The organism is Pseudoxanthomonas mexicana, from assembly GCF_010093385.1.
Lineage (GTDB): Bacteria > Pseudomonadota > Gammaproteobacteria > Xanthomonadales > Xanthomonadaceae > Pseudoxanthomonas_A > Pseudoxanthomonas_A mexicana.
On sequence record NZ_PDWV01000019.1, the window covers coordinates 1 to 15,010 of the forward strand.

Consider the following 15,010-nt stretch of genomic DNA (forward strand, 5'->3'; position numbering starts at 1 on the left):
CAGCACGACCGAAGCGAACAGGATGGTGGCGATGGTGATGCCCGACACCGGATTGTTCGACGAACCGACCAGACCGGCCAAGTAGGCCGATACCGAGACGAACAGGAAGCCCGCCACGATCATGATGATCGCCATTGGGATGCTGACGTGCCACATGCCGACGATGGCCTGGTACAGCAGCAGCAGCGGCAGCACGAAGACCACCAGCGCCACCAGCATCCACTTCATCGGCAGGTCGCGCTCGGTCTCGGCGACATCGGCGCCGCCGGAACCGGCACGCGCAGCGGCGATGCCGCTCTTCACGCCCGACAGCAGCGACTTGCGCAGGGAGAACAGCGTCCACACGCCGCCGATCAGCATGGCGCCCACGCCCAGGTAGCGGATCTTCGCCGACCAGATCGCACCCGCGATGTCCTCAGGCCCCGCCCCTGCGATGCTCTGCGCCAGCGCGGGATCGGTGCCCATGAAGGCCATGTGGTACAGCGGGATGGCGATGTGCCAGGACAGGATGCTGCCGGACAGCACCACGATGCCGATGTTCAGGCCCACGATGTAGCCCACGCCCAGCAGCGCCGGCGACAGGTTGGTGCCCATGTAGCCCAGGTACTTGCCGAAGAAGCCGGCGCCCGCCGCGGTATCCGGGATCAGGCGCATGCCGCTGTGGGCGGCGACCTTGAGCACGGCGCCGATGGCGGCGGAGAAGGCCAGGATCTTCAGGCCGGGGCCCGGATTCTCACCCGCTTTCAGCACTTCGGCCGCCGCCTTGCCCTCGGGGAACGGCAGCGGTTCCTCGACGATCATCGCGCGGCGCAGCGGCACCGAGAACAGCACGCCCAGCAGGCCGCCGAGACCGGCGATGGCCAGCACCCAGGAATACTGGAAGTCCTGCCAGTAGCCCAGGATGATCAGGGCGGGGATCGTGAAGATCACGCCGGCCGCGATCGACGAACCGGCCGAGGCGCCGGTCTGCACGATGTTGTTCTCCAGGATCGTGCCACCGCCCAGCAGGCGCAGCACGCCCATCGAGACGACCGCCGCCGGGATGGCGGTGGCCACGGTCAGGCCGGCGAACAGGCCCAGGTAGGCGTTGGCGGCCGACAGCACGACGGCCAGCACAATGGCCAGCACGACGGCGCGGAAGGTAAGTTGCGGGGTCCCCGAGCTCATTGCATGTTCCCGAATTGCGGAAAGCCGACACGCTAGCGTCCGCTGCCCGGCAAGTCCAGCCGGAACGGGCGCCGTCGCTATACTCGCCGCGGAATCCACGCCGGAGCGGCCCTTGACCCCCCTCGCCCCCGCGTCCGCTGGCCGCGACGACTTCCTGGGCCACCCCAAGGGCGTCTACGTCTGCTTCTTCACCGAGATGTGGGAGCGCTTCTCCTTCTACGGGATGAAGGCGCTGCTGCTGCTGTACCTGACCAAGTACCACCTGTTCGCCGACGGCGCGGGTTACGACCTGATCGGGGCCTATGGCGGGCTGGTCTACTGCGTGCCGGTGATCGGCGGCGTGCTGGCCGACCGCTGGCTGGGCATGCGCAAGGCCGTGGTCTTCGGCGGGTTGTTGCTGGTGGCGGGCCATGCGGGCATGGCGCTGGAAGGCGCGGCGGCGACGATGGACGCTGGCGTGGTCACGCGCGACGAGGGCGCGCTGCGCACGATGTACGTGTCGCTGGCACTGATCGTCATGGGCGTCGGCTTCCTGAAGCCCAACATCACCGGCATCGTCGGCCGGCTGTATCCGGCGGGGGATCCGCGCCGCGATGGCGGCTTCAGCCTGTTCTACGCCGGCATCAACCTCGGCGCCCTGCTCGCCTCGCTGGTGTGCGGTTACCTGGGCGAGACGCTGGGCTGGAAATACGGTTTCGGCGCTGCCGGCATCGGCATGCTGCTGGGGCTGGCCATGTTCCTCTGGGGCCAGCGCTACATGCATGGCCACGCCGAACCGCCCTCGCCCGCGGCGCTGCGCGCGCCCGTATGGGGCGTCCCGCGGGAATGGCTGATCTACGCGGGCGCCGCGCTCGGCGTACTGCCGGTGGCCTGGCTGATGTGGGCGGCGGCCAACGGCGCGTTCGCCCTGGGCGGCGAGTTCTCGCTGGCGCTGGCCTTGATGCTGCTGGTGCTGGCCGTGGTGATGGCGTGGTTCCTCTGGTTCATCGCCACCCAGTGCACGCCGGTGCAGCGACGCCAGATGCTGGCGCTGATGGCACTGATCCTCATGTGCCTGGCGTTCTTCACCCTGTACGAGCAGACGTACGGCTCGTGGGTGATGTTCACAGACAGGATGCTGACGAAAGACCTGTTCCCGTCATTGGTACAGCCGGCATCGGTGGTGGTCTGGTCGGACAGCCTTGCCGCGAACGTCGCGCTATTCCTCGGCAGCGCACCGTGGTCGACCTGGGCGCTGGTGGCGATGCCGCTGTCGTTCGTGATCGCGTCGCGCTGGTCGGAGCGGAGCGCGCACCCGGGCCGCCCTCGCGTGCTGTTCCTGGGAACCGCGGTCCTGATGGTGATGCTGGTACTGCGAGACTCGCTGGTCCTGCCTCAGACCGCCGGTTCGCTCACTTATCTGGGTGCGATGTTCCTGGTGGTGCTCGCACCGCTGTTCGCTTGGCTGTGGGCCACGCTGGGGCGCCGCGGCCGGGACCCGTCCAAACCGGTGAAGGGCGCACTGGGCCTGCTGTTCGGCGGTCTGTCCTTCATCCCGCTGGCATTGGCCGCACAGCAGGTGGGTGCCACCGGCATGGTCGCGAGCGTGTGGTGGCTGGTGCTGGCCTATCTGCTGCTGGAGATCGGCGAGATGTGCCTGGCGCCGGTGAGCCTGGCGGCGGTCACCGAATTGTCGGTGCCGCGCGTGGTGAGCTCGATGATGGGCATGTGGCTGCTGGCGACCGCGTTCTCGGAAACGCTGGCGGCGCAGTTCGGCAAGCTCGCCGCGATGGACGTTCCGGCGGCCGGCGCCCTGGACATCGCCCACGCCGCCACCGGCTTCGCCGACCTGTTCTGGCTGATGATGTGGATCGGCCTGGGCTGCGCCGCGGTCGCGCTGCTGGCTTCGCCGTGGTTGCGGCGGGCGATGCGCACGGCGGACTGAACCCCGCCGCGCGAATCGCCTGCGGCCGTATCAGCTGCCCAGCACCTGCTGCAAGCCCGCGCGCCACTCGGGAAGCACGTGCCCGAGCACCTGTTCCAGCCTGCCGATGTCGAGGCGGGAGTAGCCGGGTCGACGGGCGCGCGTCGGATAGTCGGACGTGGCGATGGGAATCACCTTGGGTGCGCATGAGATCAGTCCGCGCGCCAATGCCTCTTCAAAAATGGCTTCGGCGAACCCATGCCAGCTTGTCTCGCCACAGGGTGTGAGGTGAAACGTTCCGGATGGCGCATTGCGCAGGCCAAGCAGTTCCGTTGTGACATCCGCGATCAGCGCCGCCGGCGTGGGCGTACCGACCTGATCGGCGACCACGCGCAGTTCGTCACGGTCCGCGCCGAGCCGCAGCATCGTCTTCATGAAGTTGTGGCCGTGCCGGCCATAAACCCATGCGGTGCGCAGGATCAGATGCCGCCCCCCGACCGAACGGACCGCATCTTCGCCAGCAAGCTTGCTGGCGCCGTAGACACCCAGTGGCGCCGTCGGATCATCCTCGCGATAAGGCCGCGAGCCCTGCCCATCGAACACATAGTCGGTCGAGTAGTGGACGAACGGAATGTCTCGCAGGGCGCATGCGCGCGCCAATACACCCGGGGCCTCCGCATTGGTACGGAAGGCCGCATCGACATCGTCCTCGGCCTTGTCTACCGCCGTGTAGGCCGCGGCATTGACCACGATGGCCGGCGCCACGCGCTCGACGAGCTCCGCAAGAGTGTCGGGGCGATCGAAATCGGCCACTTCACAATGCGCACCCTCGGGCAACTCGCCGGAGCGCGTGGTAACGACCACGTCGCCCAGCGCACGCAGACTTCGCCTCAGCTCATGCCCGACCTGGCCGTTGCCGCCGAACAGCAGGACGGTCATGGCGTGTAGGTCGGCAGCCGCTCCGGCGCCACATCCGCGAGCAGGGGCGCGACGGCGTCCTTGGCCGACAGCTGCGGCTCGGTCACCGGCCAGTCGATGCCGATGGCCGGATCGTCCCAGCGCACGCCTGCATCCGCTGTCTTGTCGTACACGGCCGTACACAGGTAGCTGAACACCGCGCGCTCCGAGACGACAGCGAAGCCATGCGCAAAGCCTTCCGGAATCCAGAACTGCCGCTTGTTCTCGGCGCTGAGCATCACGGCAGCCCATTGCCCGAAAGTCGGCGATCCGCGGCGGATGTCGACGGCGACGTCGTACACCTCGCCCTCCAGTACGCTGACTAGCTTGCCCTGGGGATTCGGCCACTGGTAGTGCAGGCCCCGCAGGACTCCGCGGACCGACGTCGATACGTTGCTCTGGACGAAGGCGGTCGGCAGGCCGTGCTGGCCGTAACGTTCCGCGTTCCATGTCTCGAAGAAGAACCCGCGCTCGTCGCCGAAGACCACCGGCTCGATCACGACGCATCCCGGCAACAACGTTTCGACCACCTTCATCGCACGATCCCACGCGATACCAGCGACAGCAGGTACTGGCCGTAGCCGTTCTTGGCCAACGGCGCGGCGAGCCTTTCGACCTGCGCGGCATCGATCCAGCCATTGCCGAAGGCGATCTCCTCGGGGCAGCAGACGCGCAGGCCCTGGCGCGCCTCGATCGTCTCGATGAAGTTGGAGGCTTCCAGCAATGACTGGTGCGTGCCCGTATCCAGCCACGCATGGCCGCGGCCCAGCGGCTCCAGGTGCAACTCGCCGGCCTCGAGATACCGCCGGTTGAGGTCGGTGATCTCCAGTTCGCCGCGCGACGATGGCTTCAGCTCCGAAGCGTATTCGCTGGCCATGCCGTCGTAGAAGTACAGACCGGTCACCGCGTAATTGGAACGCGGATTCGCCGGTTTTTCCTCAATGCCAACGACACGCCCCTGCGCATCGAACTCGGCGACGCCATAGCGCTCCGGATCGTTCACCCAGTATCCGAATACGGTAGCACCCTCGCTCCGCGCATCAGCGCGACGCAGCATGTCGGTGAAACCGTGCCCGTAAAAAATATTGTCCCCCAGCACCAGGCAGCTCGGCTGTCCGGCCACGAAGTCCCGACCGATCAGATAGGCTTGCGCCAGGCCATCCGGGCTCGGCTGCGCGGCGTACCGGATGTCCATGCCCCACTGGGAACCGTCGCCCAGCAACGTCTTGAACAGGGCCTGTTCATGGGGGGTATTGATCACCAGCACTTCGCGGATGCCCGCCAGCATCAGCACGCTGAGCGGGTAGTAGATCATCGGCTTGTCGTACACCGGCAGCAGTTGCTTGCTGATCGCCTGCGTCAACGGGTAGAGACGCGTACCCGAGCCGCCGGCGAGAATGATGCCCTTGCGCTTCGTCATTGCATCTACCTCAGACGGCCGTGCCGATGCGTTCGAGGCGGTAGCTGCCGTCCAGCACGCGCTTCACCCAGGCCTGATTGGCGAGATACCAGTCGACGGTCTCCGCGATGCCCTGCTCGAAGGTGTATTCCGGCTCCCAGCCCAGCTCGTCGCGCAGCTTGGACGCATCGATCGCATAACGGCGGTCGTGTCCCGGGCGATCGGTCACGAAGGTGATCTGGCTGCTGCGTGGCTTCCCGTCGGCGCGCGGCATCCGTTCATCGAGCAACGCGCAGATCGTGTGGACGACTTCGAGGTTCTGCTTCTCGGCATTGCCGCCGACGTTGTACGTCTCACCCACGCGCCCCTTCTCCAGGACGGTGCGGAGGGCCCGGCAATGATCGCCTACGAACAGCCAGTCGCGGACGTTCTTGCCGTCGCCATAGACAGGCAGCGGCTCCCCGGCGAGCGCGCGCGCGATGATCAGCGGAATGAGCTTCTCCGGAAAATGATAGGGACCGTAGTTGTTCGAGCAATTGGTGGTCAGGACCGGCAACCCGTACGTGTGATGGAACGCGCGCACCAGGTGGTCGGAAGCCGCCTTCGAAGCCGAATACGGCGAATTGGGCGCGTACGGCGTTGATTCGGTGAACTTTCCGGTCTCGCCCAGCGAACCGTAGACCTCGTCGGTGGACACGTGCAGGAAGCGGAACCGCTCGCGCGCCTCCCCTTCCAGTGCCTTCCAATAGTCACGGACCGACTCGAGCAATCCGAGCGTACCGACGACGTTTGTCTGGATAAACGCCGCAGGTCCGTCGATCGAACGATCCACGTGGCTCTCGGCGGCGAAGTTCACCACCGCATCCGGACGATGTTCGGCTAGCAGCCTCGCGACCAGCGCGCGGTCGCCGATATCGCCTTCGACGAAGACGTGCAGGGGGTTGTCCTGTACCGAAGCCAGCGTATCTAGATTGCCCGCGTAAGTGAGCGCATCCAGGTTGACGACCTTGGCGCCGCTTGCGACGGCGCGCAGCACGAAGTTCCCGCCAATGAAACCGGCGCCGCCGGTCACGAGCCAAGTAGGCATGTATTGCTCCCTTCTTCAATTAGTCCTAGTCACGCCAGATCCGGGTTAAAACCCATACGCATTCGGGAAGCTCAAAAAGGAATGTCGTCATCCGCGAAGTCATCCATCGGCGCCGGCTGCGAGGCCGGTGCAGGCGTCGGACGGCGCTGGCCGCCGCTCTGGTTGCCGTAGTCCTGGCGCGGGGCCCGCGCCGGGCGGTCTCCGCCCGCGCCGCCACCGCCGCCTTCACGGCCGCCGAGCATCTGCATCTCGTCGGCGATGATGTCGGTGGAGTACTTCTCCTGTCCGTCCTGGCCGGTGTACTTGTCGTAGCGAATCGAACCTTCGACGTACACCGAGCTGCCCTTGCGCAGGTATTCGCCGGCGATCTCGCCGAGCTTGCCGAAGAACACCACGCGATGCCATTCGGTGCGCTCCTGCTGGTTGCCGTCCTTGTCCTTGCGCACGCTGGTGGTGGCCAGGCTGATCCGGGTGATCGCCATGCCGCCCTGGGTGTAGCGGGTTTCGGGGTCGTTACCGAGGTTGCCGACCAGGATGACTTTGTTGATGCCGCGGGCCATATCGATATCCGTTCAGGGATGCCCGCCGAGCGCGGGCAAAGACCAGTGGAGTATACCCGCCTGGCCTTCGCCATCGGCCGCCGGCCCACGCGCCTGTAGGGCATTGCCGCACCCAAGACCCTATAATTGCGTGACTTTCCGGCCCGTCGCCCCATGTCCGTCGTCGAACCCCTCCGCACCGCCCTAGCCCTGCCCGGCATCCAGTCGCTCGCCCAGGCCGACATGGCCGCCGTCGATGCCCTGATTCGGGCGCGCCTGGCCTCGGACGTGGTGCTGATCAACCAGATCGCCGACCACATCATTTCCGCCGGCGGCAAGCGCCTGCGGCCCATGCTGGTGGTCCTGGCGGGCCAGGCCTGCGGCCCGACCACGCCGGACCATCACCAGCTGGCGGCCATCATCGAATTCATCCATACGTCCACCCTGCTGCACGACGACGTGGTGGACGAATCCGACCTGCGCCGCGGTCGCAGCACGGCCAATGCCCTGTGGGGCAACGCGCCCAGCGTGCTGGTAGGCGACTTCCTGTATTCGCGCAGCTTCCAGTTGATGGTGGAGCTGGACCGGATGGACGTCATGCGCCTGCTGGCCGACACCACCAACCGCATCGCCGAGGGCGAGGTGCTGCAACTGCTGCACGTCCACAACCCGGATACCGATGAAGCCGCCTATCTGCGCGTGATCGAGCGCAAGACAGCCGTGCTGTTCGCCGCGGGCACCCGGCTGGGCGCGATGGCGTCGGGCGCGAATGAGGGGATCCAGCGCCGCCTGTACGACTACGGCATGGCGCTGGGCTATGCCTTCCAGATCGCCGACGATGTACTCGACTACACGGCCGATGCCGAAGCGCTGGGCAAGAACCTGGGCGACGACCTGGCCGAGGGCAAGGCCACGCTGCCGCTGATCCACGCGATCCGTCATTCCGATACGGCCACCGCCGAGCGCCTGCGTGCCATCGTGCAGGAAGGCGACGCGGGCGCCATGCCCGAGGTGCTGGCCGCCATCCGTGCGACCGGCGGGCTGGACTACAGCCGCGAGCGCGCGCGCCACTATGCGGCGATGGCCGAACAGGCGCTCGATGGCCTGTCCGAATCCGATGCGCTGGCCGCGCTGCGCGGCCTGGCCCGCTATGCGGTGGAACGCGGGCACTGACCCGCGCCCCACCTCACTTCGCGAACACGTCCTCGAAGAAGTCCGCCATCATCCGGTAGGCGCGTCGGGCCGAGGGGGCGTGGTAGACGCAACCCGGCGGATTCTGCGCATCGGATTCGGCGAAGCAGTGCACCGCACCGCCGAAACTGACGAACTGCCAGTCGGCACCCGCCTTGCGCATCTCGTCCTGGAACGCGGTGATTTCCGCAGCCGAAACATAGGTGTCGTCGCCGCCGTTGAGCACCAGCACGGGCGACTTCACCGGACCGGCGGCGGGCAGGTCGGTGGCGAGTCCGCCATGCAGGCTGACCACGCCCGACAACGCATCGCCAGCGCGGACCAGTTCCAGCACCGTGCTGCCACCGAAACAGTAACCGAATGCGCCGATGCGGGTCACGTCGACCAGCGTTCCGGGTTGTTGCTTCAGCACCTCGACCGCCTTCTGGACACGGGCACGCAATTTCGGTCGATCGGCACGCATCGCGGTGGCCACCGGGCCGGCCTCGGCATCGGTCTTCGGACGGATACCCTTGCCGTAGACATCGGCGACCAGCACCACGTAGTCGTCGCCGGCGACCAGGCGCGCCTTCTCTATGGCGGAATCGTTCACGCCCTTCCAGTTGGGCACCATCACCAGGCCGGGACGCGGTTGCTTCACCGCATCGTCATAGACCAGGACGCCGGCGAAGGTGTCGCCGCCGATCGTCCATTCCACGGGCTTGGCGATGGGCGCGGCGAACAGGGCGGGCGACCAGAGAAGCGAGAACACAGCAGGCAGCAGCAGTCGGCAACGCATGGCGGGTTCCTCGTGTGGGCAGGCTGAGGAACCAGTCTACGCCGCCTCCCTGCGAATGGATTCACGCGATGGCTCAGGCGAGACCCAGGCCCGGGATCGCCGTGATCGCGTCCGGATCGAATCCGGCCAGCTCCGCGAAATGGCGGCCACGCGCGACGTAGTCCTTGTACTGACCGAAGCTGGGCGCGCCGGGCGACAGAAGCACCACGCCCTCGCCGCCCAGCGCCCCGCGCGCGGCCGTCATCGCCTCCGGCAGCGTCTCGACGCCGATCAGCGTGAACCCCGCCTCCTGCGCCACCGGTGCGAGCAACGCGTGGATGCGCGGGCCATTGGCGCCCATCGTGATGAGGGTGGCCGGCGCGTCGTGGCGCATGTGCGCCGCGAAATCGGACCAGTCCACACCCCGGTCGTGCCCACCGACTAGCAGCGCGATGCGCCGTCCCGCGAAGCAGTCCAGCGCGGCCAGCGTGGCGTGCGGCGTGGTGCTGATGGAATCGTTGACCCAGGTGATGCCGTCGCGCGTCCCCATCGTCGGCAGACGGTTGGGCAGCGGACGGAACGACTGCGCCTGCGCGGCCAGCGGCAGCGCATCGATGCCCCGCGCCTCCAGCGCCGTCAGCACAGCGCACAGGTTGCTCCGGTTGTGGCGTCCCGGCAGCGGTAGCGGGCGGGTGTCCATGACGAACACGTTGCCCCGGTACAGATCGTCCTCGCGCAGGTGCCAACCGTCGTCACGGTTGAACCAGCGTACGTCGCTGTGCGGCAGCGCCAATGCGGCCAGCCGCGGATCAGCGGCGTTGAGCACGGCGATGCGCGGGTGTGCGTCCATGACGAGCTTCAGCTTGTCCTCGATGTAACGCGCCTCGCTGCCGTGCCAGTCCAGGTGCTCGGGGAACAGGTTCAGGACGATCGCCACGTCCGGGCGTGCGCCGCTGTCGGCGACATCGCCGGTCTGATAGCTGGACAGTTCGATGGCCCATTCGTCCGGCGCCGGCCGAGGATCCAGCACCTCCAGCATCGGCAGACCGATATTGCCCGCCAGGACGGTGCGCTTTCCCGCCGCACGCAGCAGATGCGCGAGCAGCGAGGTGGTCGTGCTCTTGCCCTTGGTGCCGGTGACGCAGAACGTATGCGGGACCACGCCGTCGTCGCCCGCGTGTTCGCCGAACCACAGGCCGGTGCCCCCGATGAAGCGGGTGCCTGCCCCGGCCGCGGTCACTGCCGCGGGGGTGTAGGGGCTGATACCGGGCGACTTGATGACGATCTCGAACGCGGACAGGCGTTCGGCGCCCGCTTCTATCTCCACCGACAGCAGCGGGTCGCCCAGCGCCGCGGCGTCCGCGGCTTCCTGTTCGTTGCAGAACAGCGTCAGCGGCAGCGAGGGCTGCCGCACACGCACGGCGTGATGCGCGGCGCGGCCTTCACGTCCCCATCCCCACAGCGCGACACGCCGACCCTCAAGCTGCGAAATTCGCACGCAGGCGCTCCCACAGCGCAGCAGGAATGCGGTGCTCGCCACCGATTTCCAGCAACGGCGCCACGACCAGTTCTGATGCGTCGAGTTGCGGGCGGATCTCGCGGTTGAAACGCGCGACGATCGCGTCCTCGCGCCACTCCGGCCGGTCACCCAGCGCGGCCATCGCCGCGCGCGATTCCTGGCCTTCGCCGACGCATTCGAAAGGCTTGTGGTCCTGATACTCCAGCAAGGCGTCGAAGCCGCCGGTCTGGTTCGCGTCGTCCAACAGGTTGCGCCCGAAAATGCCGACGAGGCGTGGCTTCGGCATGAACGGCGCCAGCGCGAGGAACACGAAGTGGCATTTCGGGCACACGCCGCACCAGCGGTTGGTGGGACGCTCGCCCAGCAGATGGAAATTGCGGTTGCAACTGGAGAAATGCGCGTCGTAATGATCGGTGCGGGCGAACTGCCGCGCCACCGCCAACTCCGACAGCGGCCGCAGCAGCGAGTAGTACTGCAGGTCCGCAGCCACGTGCGACTGCACGTACGCGCCGAACGCGCTCTCGAACGCCCAGCCCTTCGACCACTGGTGGTTCACCTCGCCGGTGCCCGGGATCATGCTGCCGTAGCTGGCCGAACGCTCATTGGAGAACACCACCTGGTCCACGCTGTGCAGCAGCGCCGCCAGGACCATGATCGCCGAGTTGATCGCGGTGACCGGGATATGCCCGTTCCATGCGCCCTGGCGGTTGTACTCGAACAGCTCCGGCGCCAGCGCGCGGCCGATGTTGAGCGTCGGCAGGCCGGTACGGGCCGCGCAGGCGGCGATCAGTTGCGAACCACCGATCCAGGTGACGGTCTGCTCGACGCCCGCGCCACGCAGCGCCTCGATGCTGACCAGCGAATCCTTGCCGCCGCCGATGGCGACCAGCGCATGCTCGCGCAATCCGGCCGCGGCCGCCGGTGCCGGCGCCTGCGCCGCAACCGGGAAGCGCACGCGACCGTGCAGGCTCAAGCCATTGCGATACGCAAACTCGCCCAGGCCGTGCACGTAGACCTGTTCCATCAGCACCGCGGTGGCGGCGTCGATGGCATAGCCCTCGATGCGGATCTCGTTCGGCACCGCCGCCTTGTAGTAACTGACGCCGGTGATCAGGTGCAGCAGGCGCACGGCGTGCTCGACGGCCTGTGCGCGAGTGGCGTCCAGCGCGAACGGCGCGCCCGGGATCGTCACGGTCTCTGTAAGCTCGGGGCCTTCGTCGAAGGCGTACACCAACCGCGCGACGCCGGTCTCCGCATCGAAGGAACAGCGGACGAAACGGAAGGCGCGGATGCTGGATTTGTCGAAGGTCGTCATGCGTGATCCGTGGAAGGAACGGCCTGGCGGCGCAGGTAGCGGCGGCAGGCGAAGTATTCAAGAACGAACAGCGGTACGGCGCCGAACAGCACGGCCGCCACGGAACCGTAGAAGATGATGACAGGCAACCAGGCCAGCGCCTCCGCGAATCCTGCCGGCCTGCTGGCCGCCAGCTGGTCGATGCCGGTGGCCACTACCGCCCAGCCGGCGATCGCGAACGGCAGCAGCAGGAAGATCGCCAGCAGAACGCGCAGCGCCATGCCGCCGGCCTTCCATTGACGTCCGGCCGCGCTGGCACGCGCATGCCAGCGGGTGACGGACCACGCGCCGAACCCGGCCGCCAGCACCGTGGCCGGCAGAAGGCGCAACGCGGATGCCAGCTCCGCCATTCCGGGCGTGCGGCGGTCCGCGTCCATGAGCAACACGACCGCGACGGTCAGTGCCGCAGCGGCCATCAGGCTGGACACCATGAATTCAGTCCGCGGCGACATCGCCGGGCACTCCTTCCATCACGTCTTCCGCCGGCAGGCCGCGCAGGTTGTAGTGGCTGGCCATCACGTAGCCGTAGGCACCCGCGTCGGAGAACAGCAGCACGTCGCCCTCGGCTGTCGCCGACGGCAGCCGGCGACGCTTGCCGAAGATGTCGCTGGATTCGCAGATCGGACCCACCACATCGAACGCTTCCTGTTCCGCATCATCCAGGCGCGACAGGTTGGCCACATCGTGCCAAGCGTCGTACAGCGCGGGGCGTATCAGCGTGTGCATGCCGGCATCGCTGCCCACCCGGCGGATGCCCAGCTTCTCCACCACCTGGGTGACCTGGGCCAACAGCACCCCGCATTCGGCTACCAGATAGCGACCCGGCTCGATCACCAGTTGATAGCCGGGATACGCCGCCTTGATCGCCGCGAGACCTTCGCCCCAGGCCGCCAGATCGAAGGGTTCGTCCGTTTCCGCATAGGGGATGGGCAGTCCGCCCCCGATGTCGATGGTCTCGATGGTGCCGATCTGGTCCGCCAGCCCGCCCAGCTCGTCGGCGATCTGGTTCCAGTGCTGCGCGCTTTCCACGCCGCTGCCCAGGTGCGCGTGCAGGCCGACGACGCGCGCGTCCAGCGCACGCGCGGCGGACAGGAACTCCTCGAGCTTCACCAGCGGCAGGCCGAACTTGGATGTCTTGCCGCCGGTCTTCACCTTGTCGTGGTGGCCGTCGCCGCGCCCCAGGTCCACCCGCAGCCACAGGCGCCGGCCGCGGAACACCTCCGGCCAGTGCTGCAGCGCTTCCACATTGTCGAGCGTGACATTGATGCCGCGCTCCAGGGCGAAGGCGTACTCCTCGCGCGGTGCGAAGCTGGGCGTGAACAGCACACGCTCCATCGGCAGCGAAGGCGCCACCTCGAACACGCGCTCGAGTTCGCCGCGGGACACGCATTCCAGGCCGAAGCCCTCCTCCACCAGCGTCCGCAGGATGTCGGGATGCGAGTTGGCCTTGATCGCGAAGAAACGCCGGTCGACCGCCGCGATGCCCGCCAGTGCGCGGGCGCGGGCGCGCACCACGTCCAGGTTGTAGACGTAGCGGGGTGTGCCCGCCTGCGCCAGCGACAGCAGATGCCTGCGCGCAGCGGATGCGCTCCACCAGCGCACGCCGCGATGGCGCACGGCACCGTTGATCTCGCGCCAACTGGGTCCGAACACGCTGGCCTCGTCGGTCGGCATGGCGCCGCTGTCGATCAGGGCCTCGTGCAGCAGCGGCAGCATGCCCTCGGCATCGGCCTCGTCGATCACGAAGGTCAGGTTGAGGTCGTTGGACGACTGCGAGATCAGGTGCACGCGTTCGCGGCCGAACATGGCCCAGACATCGGACAGCTTGTGCAGCAGCGAGCGCATGCCGCGCCCGACCAGGGTGATGGCCGTGCATGGCGCGATCACCTTCCCCCGGCAGATCTCGGCCAGGTCGGCCGACAGCGCGGCCAGCACGTCGGTGCTGACCAGGTTCTCGCTGGGATCCAGCGACACGGTGACGTTGGTCTCCGACGAACCGATCAGGTCCACCGACAGGCCATGCTTCTTGAAACGGGCGAACACGTCGGCCAGGAAGCCGACCTGCTGCCACATGCCGATGCCTTCCATCGACACCAGCACGATGCCGTTGCGGCGGCTGATGGCCTTTACGCCCGGCACGGTCAGGGCATTGCCGTCGATGGTGGTCCCCGGCAGGTCCGGGCGCTCGGTATCGAGGATCGCCATGGGCACGCCGGCGTCGCGGCAGGGCTTGATGGAACGGGGATGCAGCACCTTCGCGCCGGTGGTCGCGATTTCCTGCGCTTCGTAGTAATCCAGCCGCGTCAGCAGTCGGGCATCGGGCACTTCGCGCGGGTTCGCGCTGAACATGCCGGGCACATCGGTCCAGATCTCAACGCGCTGCGCACCCAGCAGTGCGCCGAAGTAGGCGGCGGAGGTATCCGAACCACCGCGCCCGAGGATGGCGGTGCCGCCATCGGCATGCCGGGAGATGAAACCCTGCGTCAGCAGCATGGTCGTCGGCTGGCCGGCGAACGCGCGGCGCCAGTCCTGGTCCGGCGCGGTGTTGCACGACACCGACAGTCGTTGCGCCCACGGACTCTGGTTGGGCAGGAAGTTCGCCTGCAGCCAGTGGCGGGCGTCCACCCAGCCGAAATCCAGCCCCTGCGCGCGCAGATAGGCCACACCGAGGGTGGACGAGAGCAGCTCGCCCTGCGCCAGCACCTCGGCCTGCCAGTCCAGCGTGCGGGTCGCGGCACGCGCATCGACCAGCAGGTTGCGCAGCGCCGCCAGGCGGTCGCCCAGCACGGCGTCGGCATCCAGCTCCAGTTCGACAAGGAACTCGCGGTGGCGGTGTTCCAGTTTCGCCACGCGCTCGGCGCTGTCGGCCGCGCCGTCGGCGATGGCGGTCAGTTCATTGGTGACGCCGGACAGCGCCGACACCACGACCAGCACGCGAACACCCTGCTCTTCCGCCCGCTGTTTCGCCAGTTTGCCGATCGTGTTCCAGCGATGGCGGCGCGACACCGAGGTGCCGCCGAACTTGAGGACGATCCAACGATCAGACGCGGGAGTGGCAGAAGGCATGGATAGAGTGGCGAGGATGCCCGAACCCTTCGGGCGTGAACCGTCGATTCTAGCCCAAGGCCCCGCGTGCG

The 15,010-nt window shown here is 67.5% G+C and carries 13 protein-coding genes; 2 read left to right on the forward strand and 11 right to left on the reverse strand.

Annotated elements, in window-relative coordinates; all coding sequences use genetic code 11:
* Positions 1-1,167 (reverse strand): OPT family oligopeptide transporter (locus CSC76_RS08635; RefSeq protein WP_162109626.1); only part of this gene is annotated, 1,167 nt, incomplete at its 3' end.
* 112 nt (positions 1,168-1,279) lie between these two features.
* Between CSC76_RS08635 and CSC76_RS08640 the strand changes: the two genes are divergently transcribed.
* Positions 1,280-3,091 (forward strand): peptide MFS transporter, encoded by a 1,812-nt coding sequence (locus tag CSC76_RS08640; protein ID WP_238394918.1) that lies wholly within the window; start codon positions 1,280-1,282, stop codon positions 3,089-3,091.
* Between the two features lie 30 nt (positions 3,092-3,121).
* On the opposite strand, the gene rfbD is transcribed toward CSC76_RS08640, so the two are convergent.
* From rfbD to CSC76_RS08665, 5 genes are all read right to left on the reverse strand, one after another.
* Positions 3,122-4,009 (reverse strand): dTDP-4-dehydrorhamnose reductase, encoded by an 888-nt coding sequence (rfbD, locus tag CSC76_RS08645; protein ID WP_162109628.1) that lies wholly within the window; start codon positions 4,007-4,009, stop codon positions 3,122-3,124.
* Positions 4,006-4,563, reverse strand: a complete 558-nt coding sequence (gene rfbC / locus CSC76_RS08650) for a dTDP-4-dehydrorhamnose 3,5-epimerase (RefSeq protein WP_162109629.1) — start codon at positions 4,561-4,563, stop codon at positions 4,006-4,008. The genes rfbD and rfbC overlap by 4 nt, the downstream gene beginning before the upstream one ends.
* The gene (rfbA, locus tag CSC76_RS08655; protein WP_162109630.1) at positions 4,560-5,447 is read right to left on the reverse strand and encodes a glucose-1-phosphate thymidylyltransferase RfbA; all 888 of its coding nucleotides are present in this window, start codon (positions 5,445-5,447) and stop codon (positions 4,560-4,562) included. Before rfbA ends, rfbC begins: the two co-directional genes overlap by 4 nt.
* Before the next feature lie 10 nt (positions 5,448-5,457).
* Positions 5,458-6,513: a dTDP-glucose 4,6-dehydratase gene (gene rfbB, locus CSC76_RS08660; protein ID WP_162109631.1), complete on the reverse strand. Its 1,056-nt coding sequence runs from the start codon at positions 6,511-6,513 to the stop codon at positions 5,458-5,460.
* A 71-nt stretch (positions 6,514-6,584) separates the two neighbouring features.
* Entirely contained in the window at positions 6,585-7,073 is a 489-nt protein-coding gene (locus tag CSC76_RS08665; protein WP_162109632.1) for a single-stranded DNA-binding protein, read from the reverse strand.
* 153 nt (positions 7,074-7,226) lie between these two features.
* Between CSC76_RS08665 and CSC76_RS08670 the strand changes: the two genes are divergently transcribed.
* Entirely contained in the window at positions 7,227-8,225 is a 999-nt protein-coding gene (locus CSC76_RS08670) for a polyprenyl synthetase family protein (RefSeq protein WP_162109633.1), read from the forward strand.
* Positions 8,226-8,238: 13 nt separating this feature from the next.
* Here CSC76_RS08670 and CSC76_RS08675 read toward each other — a convergent pair whose 3' ends face one another.
* The 5 genes from CSC76_RS08675 to CSC76_RS08695 form a co-directional block, all read right to left on the reverse strand.
* Positions 8,239-9,021 carry a dienelactone hydrolase family protein gene (locus CSC76_RS08675; RefSeq protein ID WP_162109634.1) on the reverse strand — a complete coding sequence of 261 codons (783 nt, stop codon included), beginning with the start codon at positions 9,019-9,021 and terminating at the stop codon, positions 8,239-8,241.
* A 73-nt stretch (positions 9,022-9,094) separates the two neighbouring features.
* Positions 9,095-10,498 (reverse strand): UDP-N-acetylmuramoyl-L-alanine--D-glutamate ligase, encoded by a 1,404-nt coding sequence (gene murD, locus CSC76_RS08680; protein WP_162109635.1) that lies wholly within the window; start codon positions 10,496-10,498, stop codon positions 9,095-9,097.
* Complete coding sequence (gene murL, locus CSC76_RS08685) at positions 10,479-11,834, reverse strand: UDP-N-acetyl-alpha-D-muramoyl-L-alanyl-L-glutamate epimerase (RefSeq protein WP_162109636.1); 1,356 nt, start codon at positions 11,832-11,834, stop codon at positions 10,479-10,481. The genes murD and murL overlap by 20 nt, the downstream gene beginning before the upstream one ends.
* Complete coding sequence (locus tag CSC76_RS08690; protein ID WP_162109637.1) at positions 11,831-12,325, reverse strand: hypothetical protein; 495 nt, start codon at positions 12,323-12,325, stop codon at positions 11,831-11,833. The genes murL and CSC76_RS08690 overlap by 4 nt, the downstream gene beginning before the upstream one ends.
* A complete protein-coding gene (locus tag CSC76_RS08695; protein WP_162109638.1) occupies positions 12,309-14,939 on the reverse strand; it encodes a bifunctional aspartate kinase/diaminopimelate decarboxylase in 2,631 nt (876 codons plus the stop codon). The genes CSC76_RS08690 and CSC76_RS08695 overlap by 17 nt, the downstream gene beginning before the upstream one ends.
* Positions 14,940-15,010: the final 71 nt, after the last annotated feature.

Excerpts from the sequence above, each read along its gene's own strand:
- rfbD (WP_162109628.1), bottom strand. The coding sequence starts at position 4,009 with ATGACCGTCCTGCTGTTCGGCGGCAACGGCCAGGTCGGGCATGAGCTG.
- rfbC (WP_162109629.1), bottom strand. The coding sequence starts at position 4,563 with ATGAAGGTGGTCGAAACGTTGTTGCCGGGATGCGTCGTGATCGAGCCG.
- rfbA (WP_162109630.1), bottom strand. The coding sequence starts at position 5,447 with ATGACGAAGCGCAAGGGCATCATTCTCGCCGGCGGCTCGGGTACGCGT.
- rfbB (WP_162109631.1), bottom strand. The coding sequence starts at position 6,513 with ATGCCTACTTGGCTCGTGACCGGCGGCGCCGGTTTCATTGGCGGGAAC.
- CSC76_RS08665 (WP_162109632.1), bottom strand. The coding sequence starts at position 7,073 with ATGGCCCGCGGCATCAACAAAGTCATCCTGGTCGGCAACCTCGGTAAC.
- CSC76_RS08670 (WP_162109633.1), top strand. The coding sequence starts at position 7,227 with ATGTCCGTCGTCGAACCCCTCCGCACCGCCCTAGCCCTGCCCGGCATC.
- CSC76_RS08675 (WP_162109634.1), bottom strand. The coding sequence starts at position 9,021 with ATGCGTTGCCGACTGCTGCTGCCTGCTGTGTTCTCGCTTCTCTGGTCG.
- murL (WP_162109636.1), bottom strand. The coding sequence starts at position 11,834 with ATGACGACCTTCGACAAATCCAGCATCCGCGCCTTCCGTTTCGTCCGC.
- CSC76_RS08690 (WP_162109637.1), bottom strand. The coding sequence starts at position 12,325 with ATGTCGCCGCGGACTGAATTCATGGTGTCCAGCCTGATGGCCGCTGCG.
- CSC76_RS08695 (WP_162109638.1), bottom strand. The coding sequence starts at position 14,939 with ATGCCTTCTGCCACTCCCGCGTCTGATCGTTGGATCGTCCTCAAGTTC.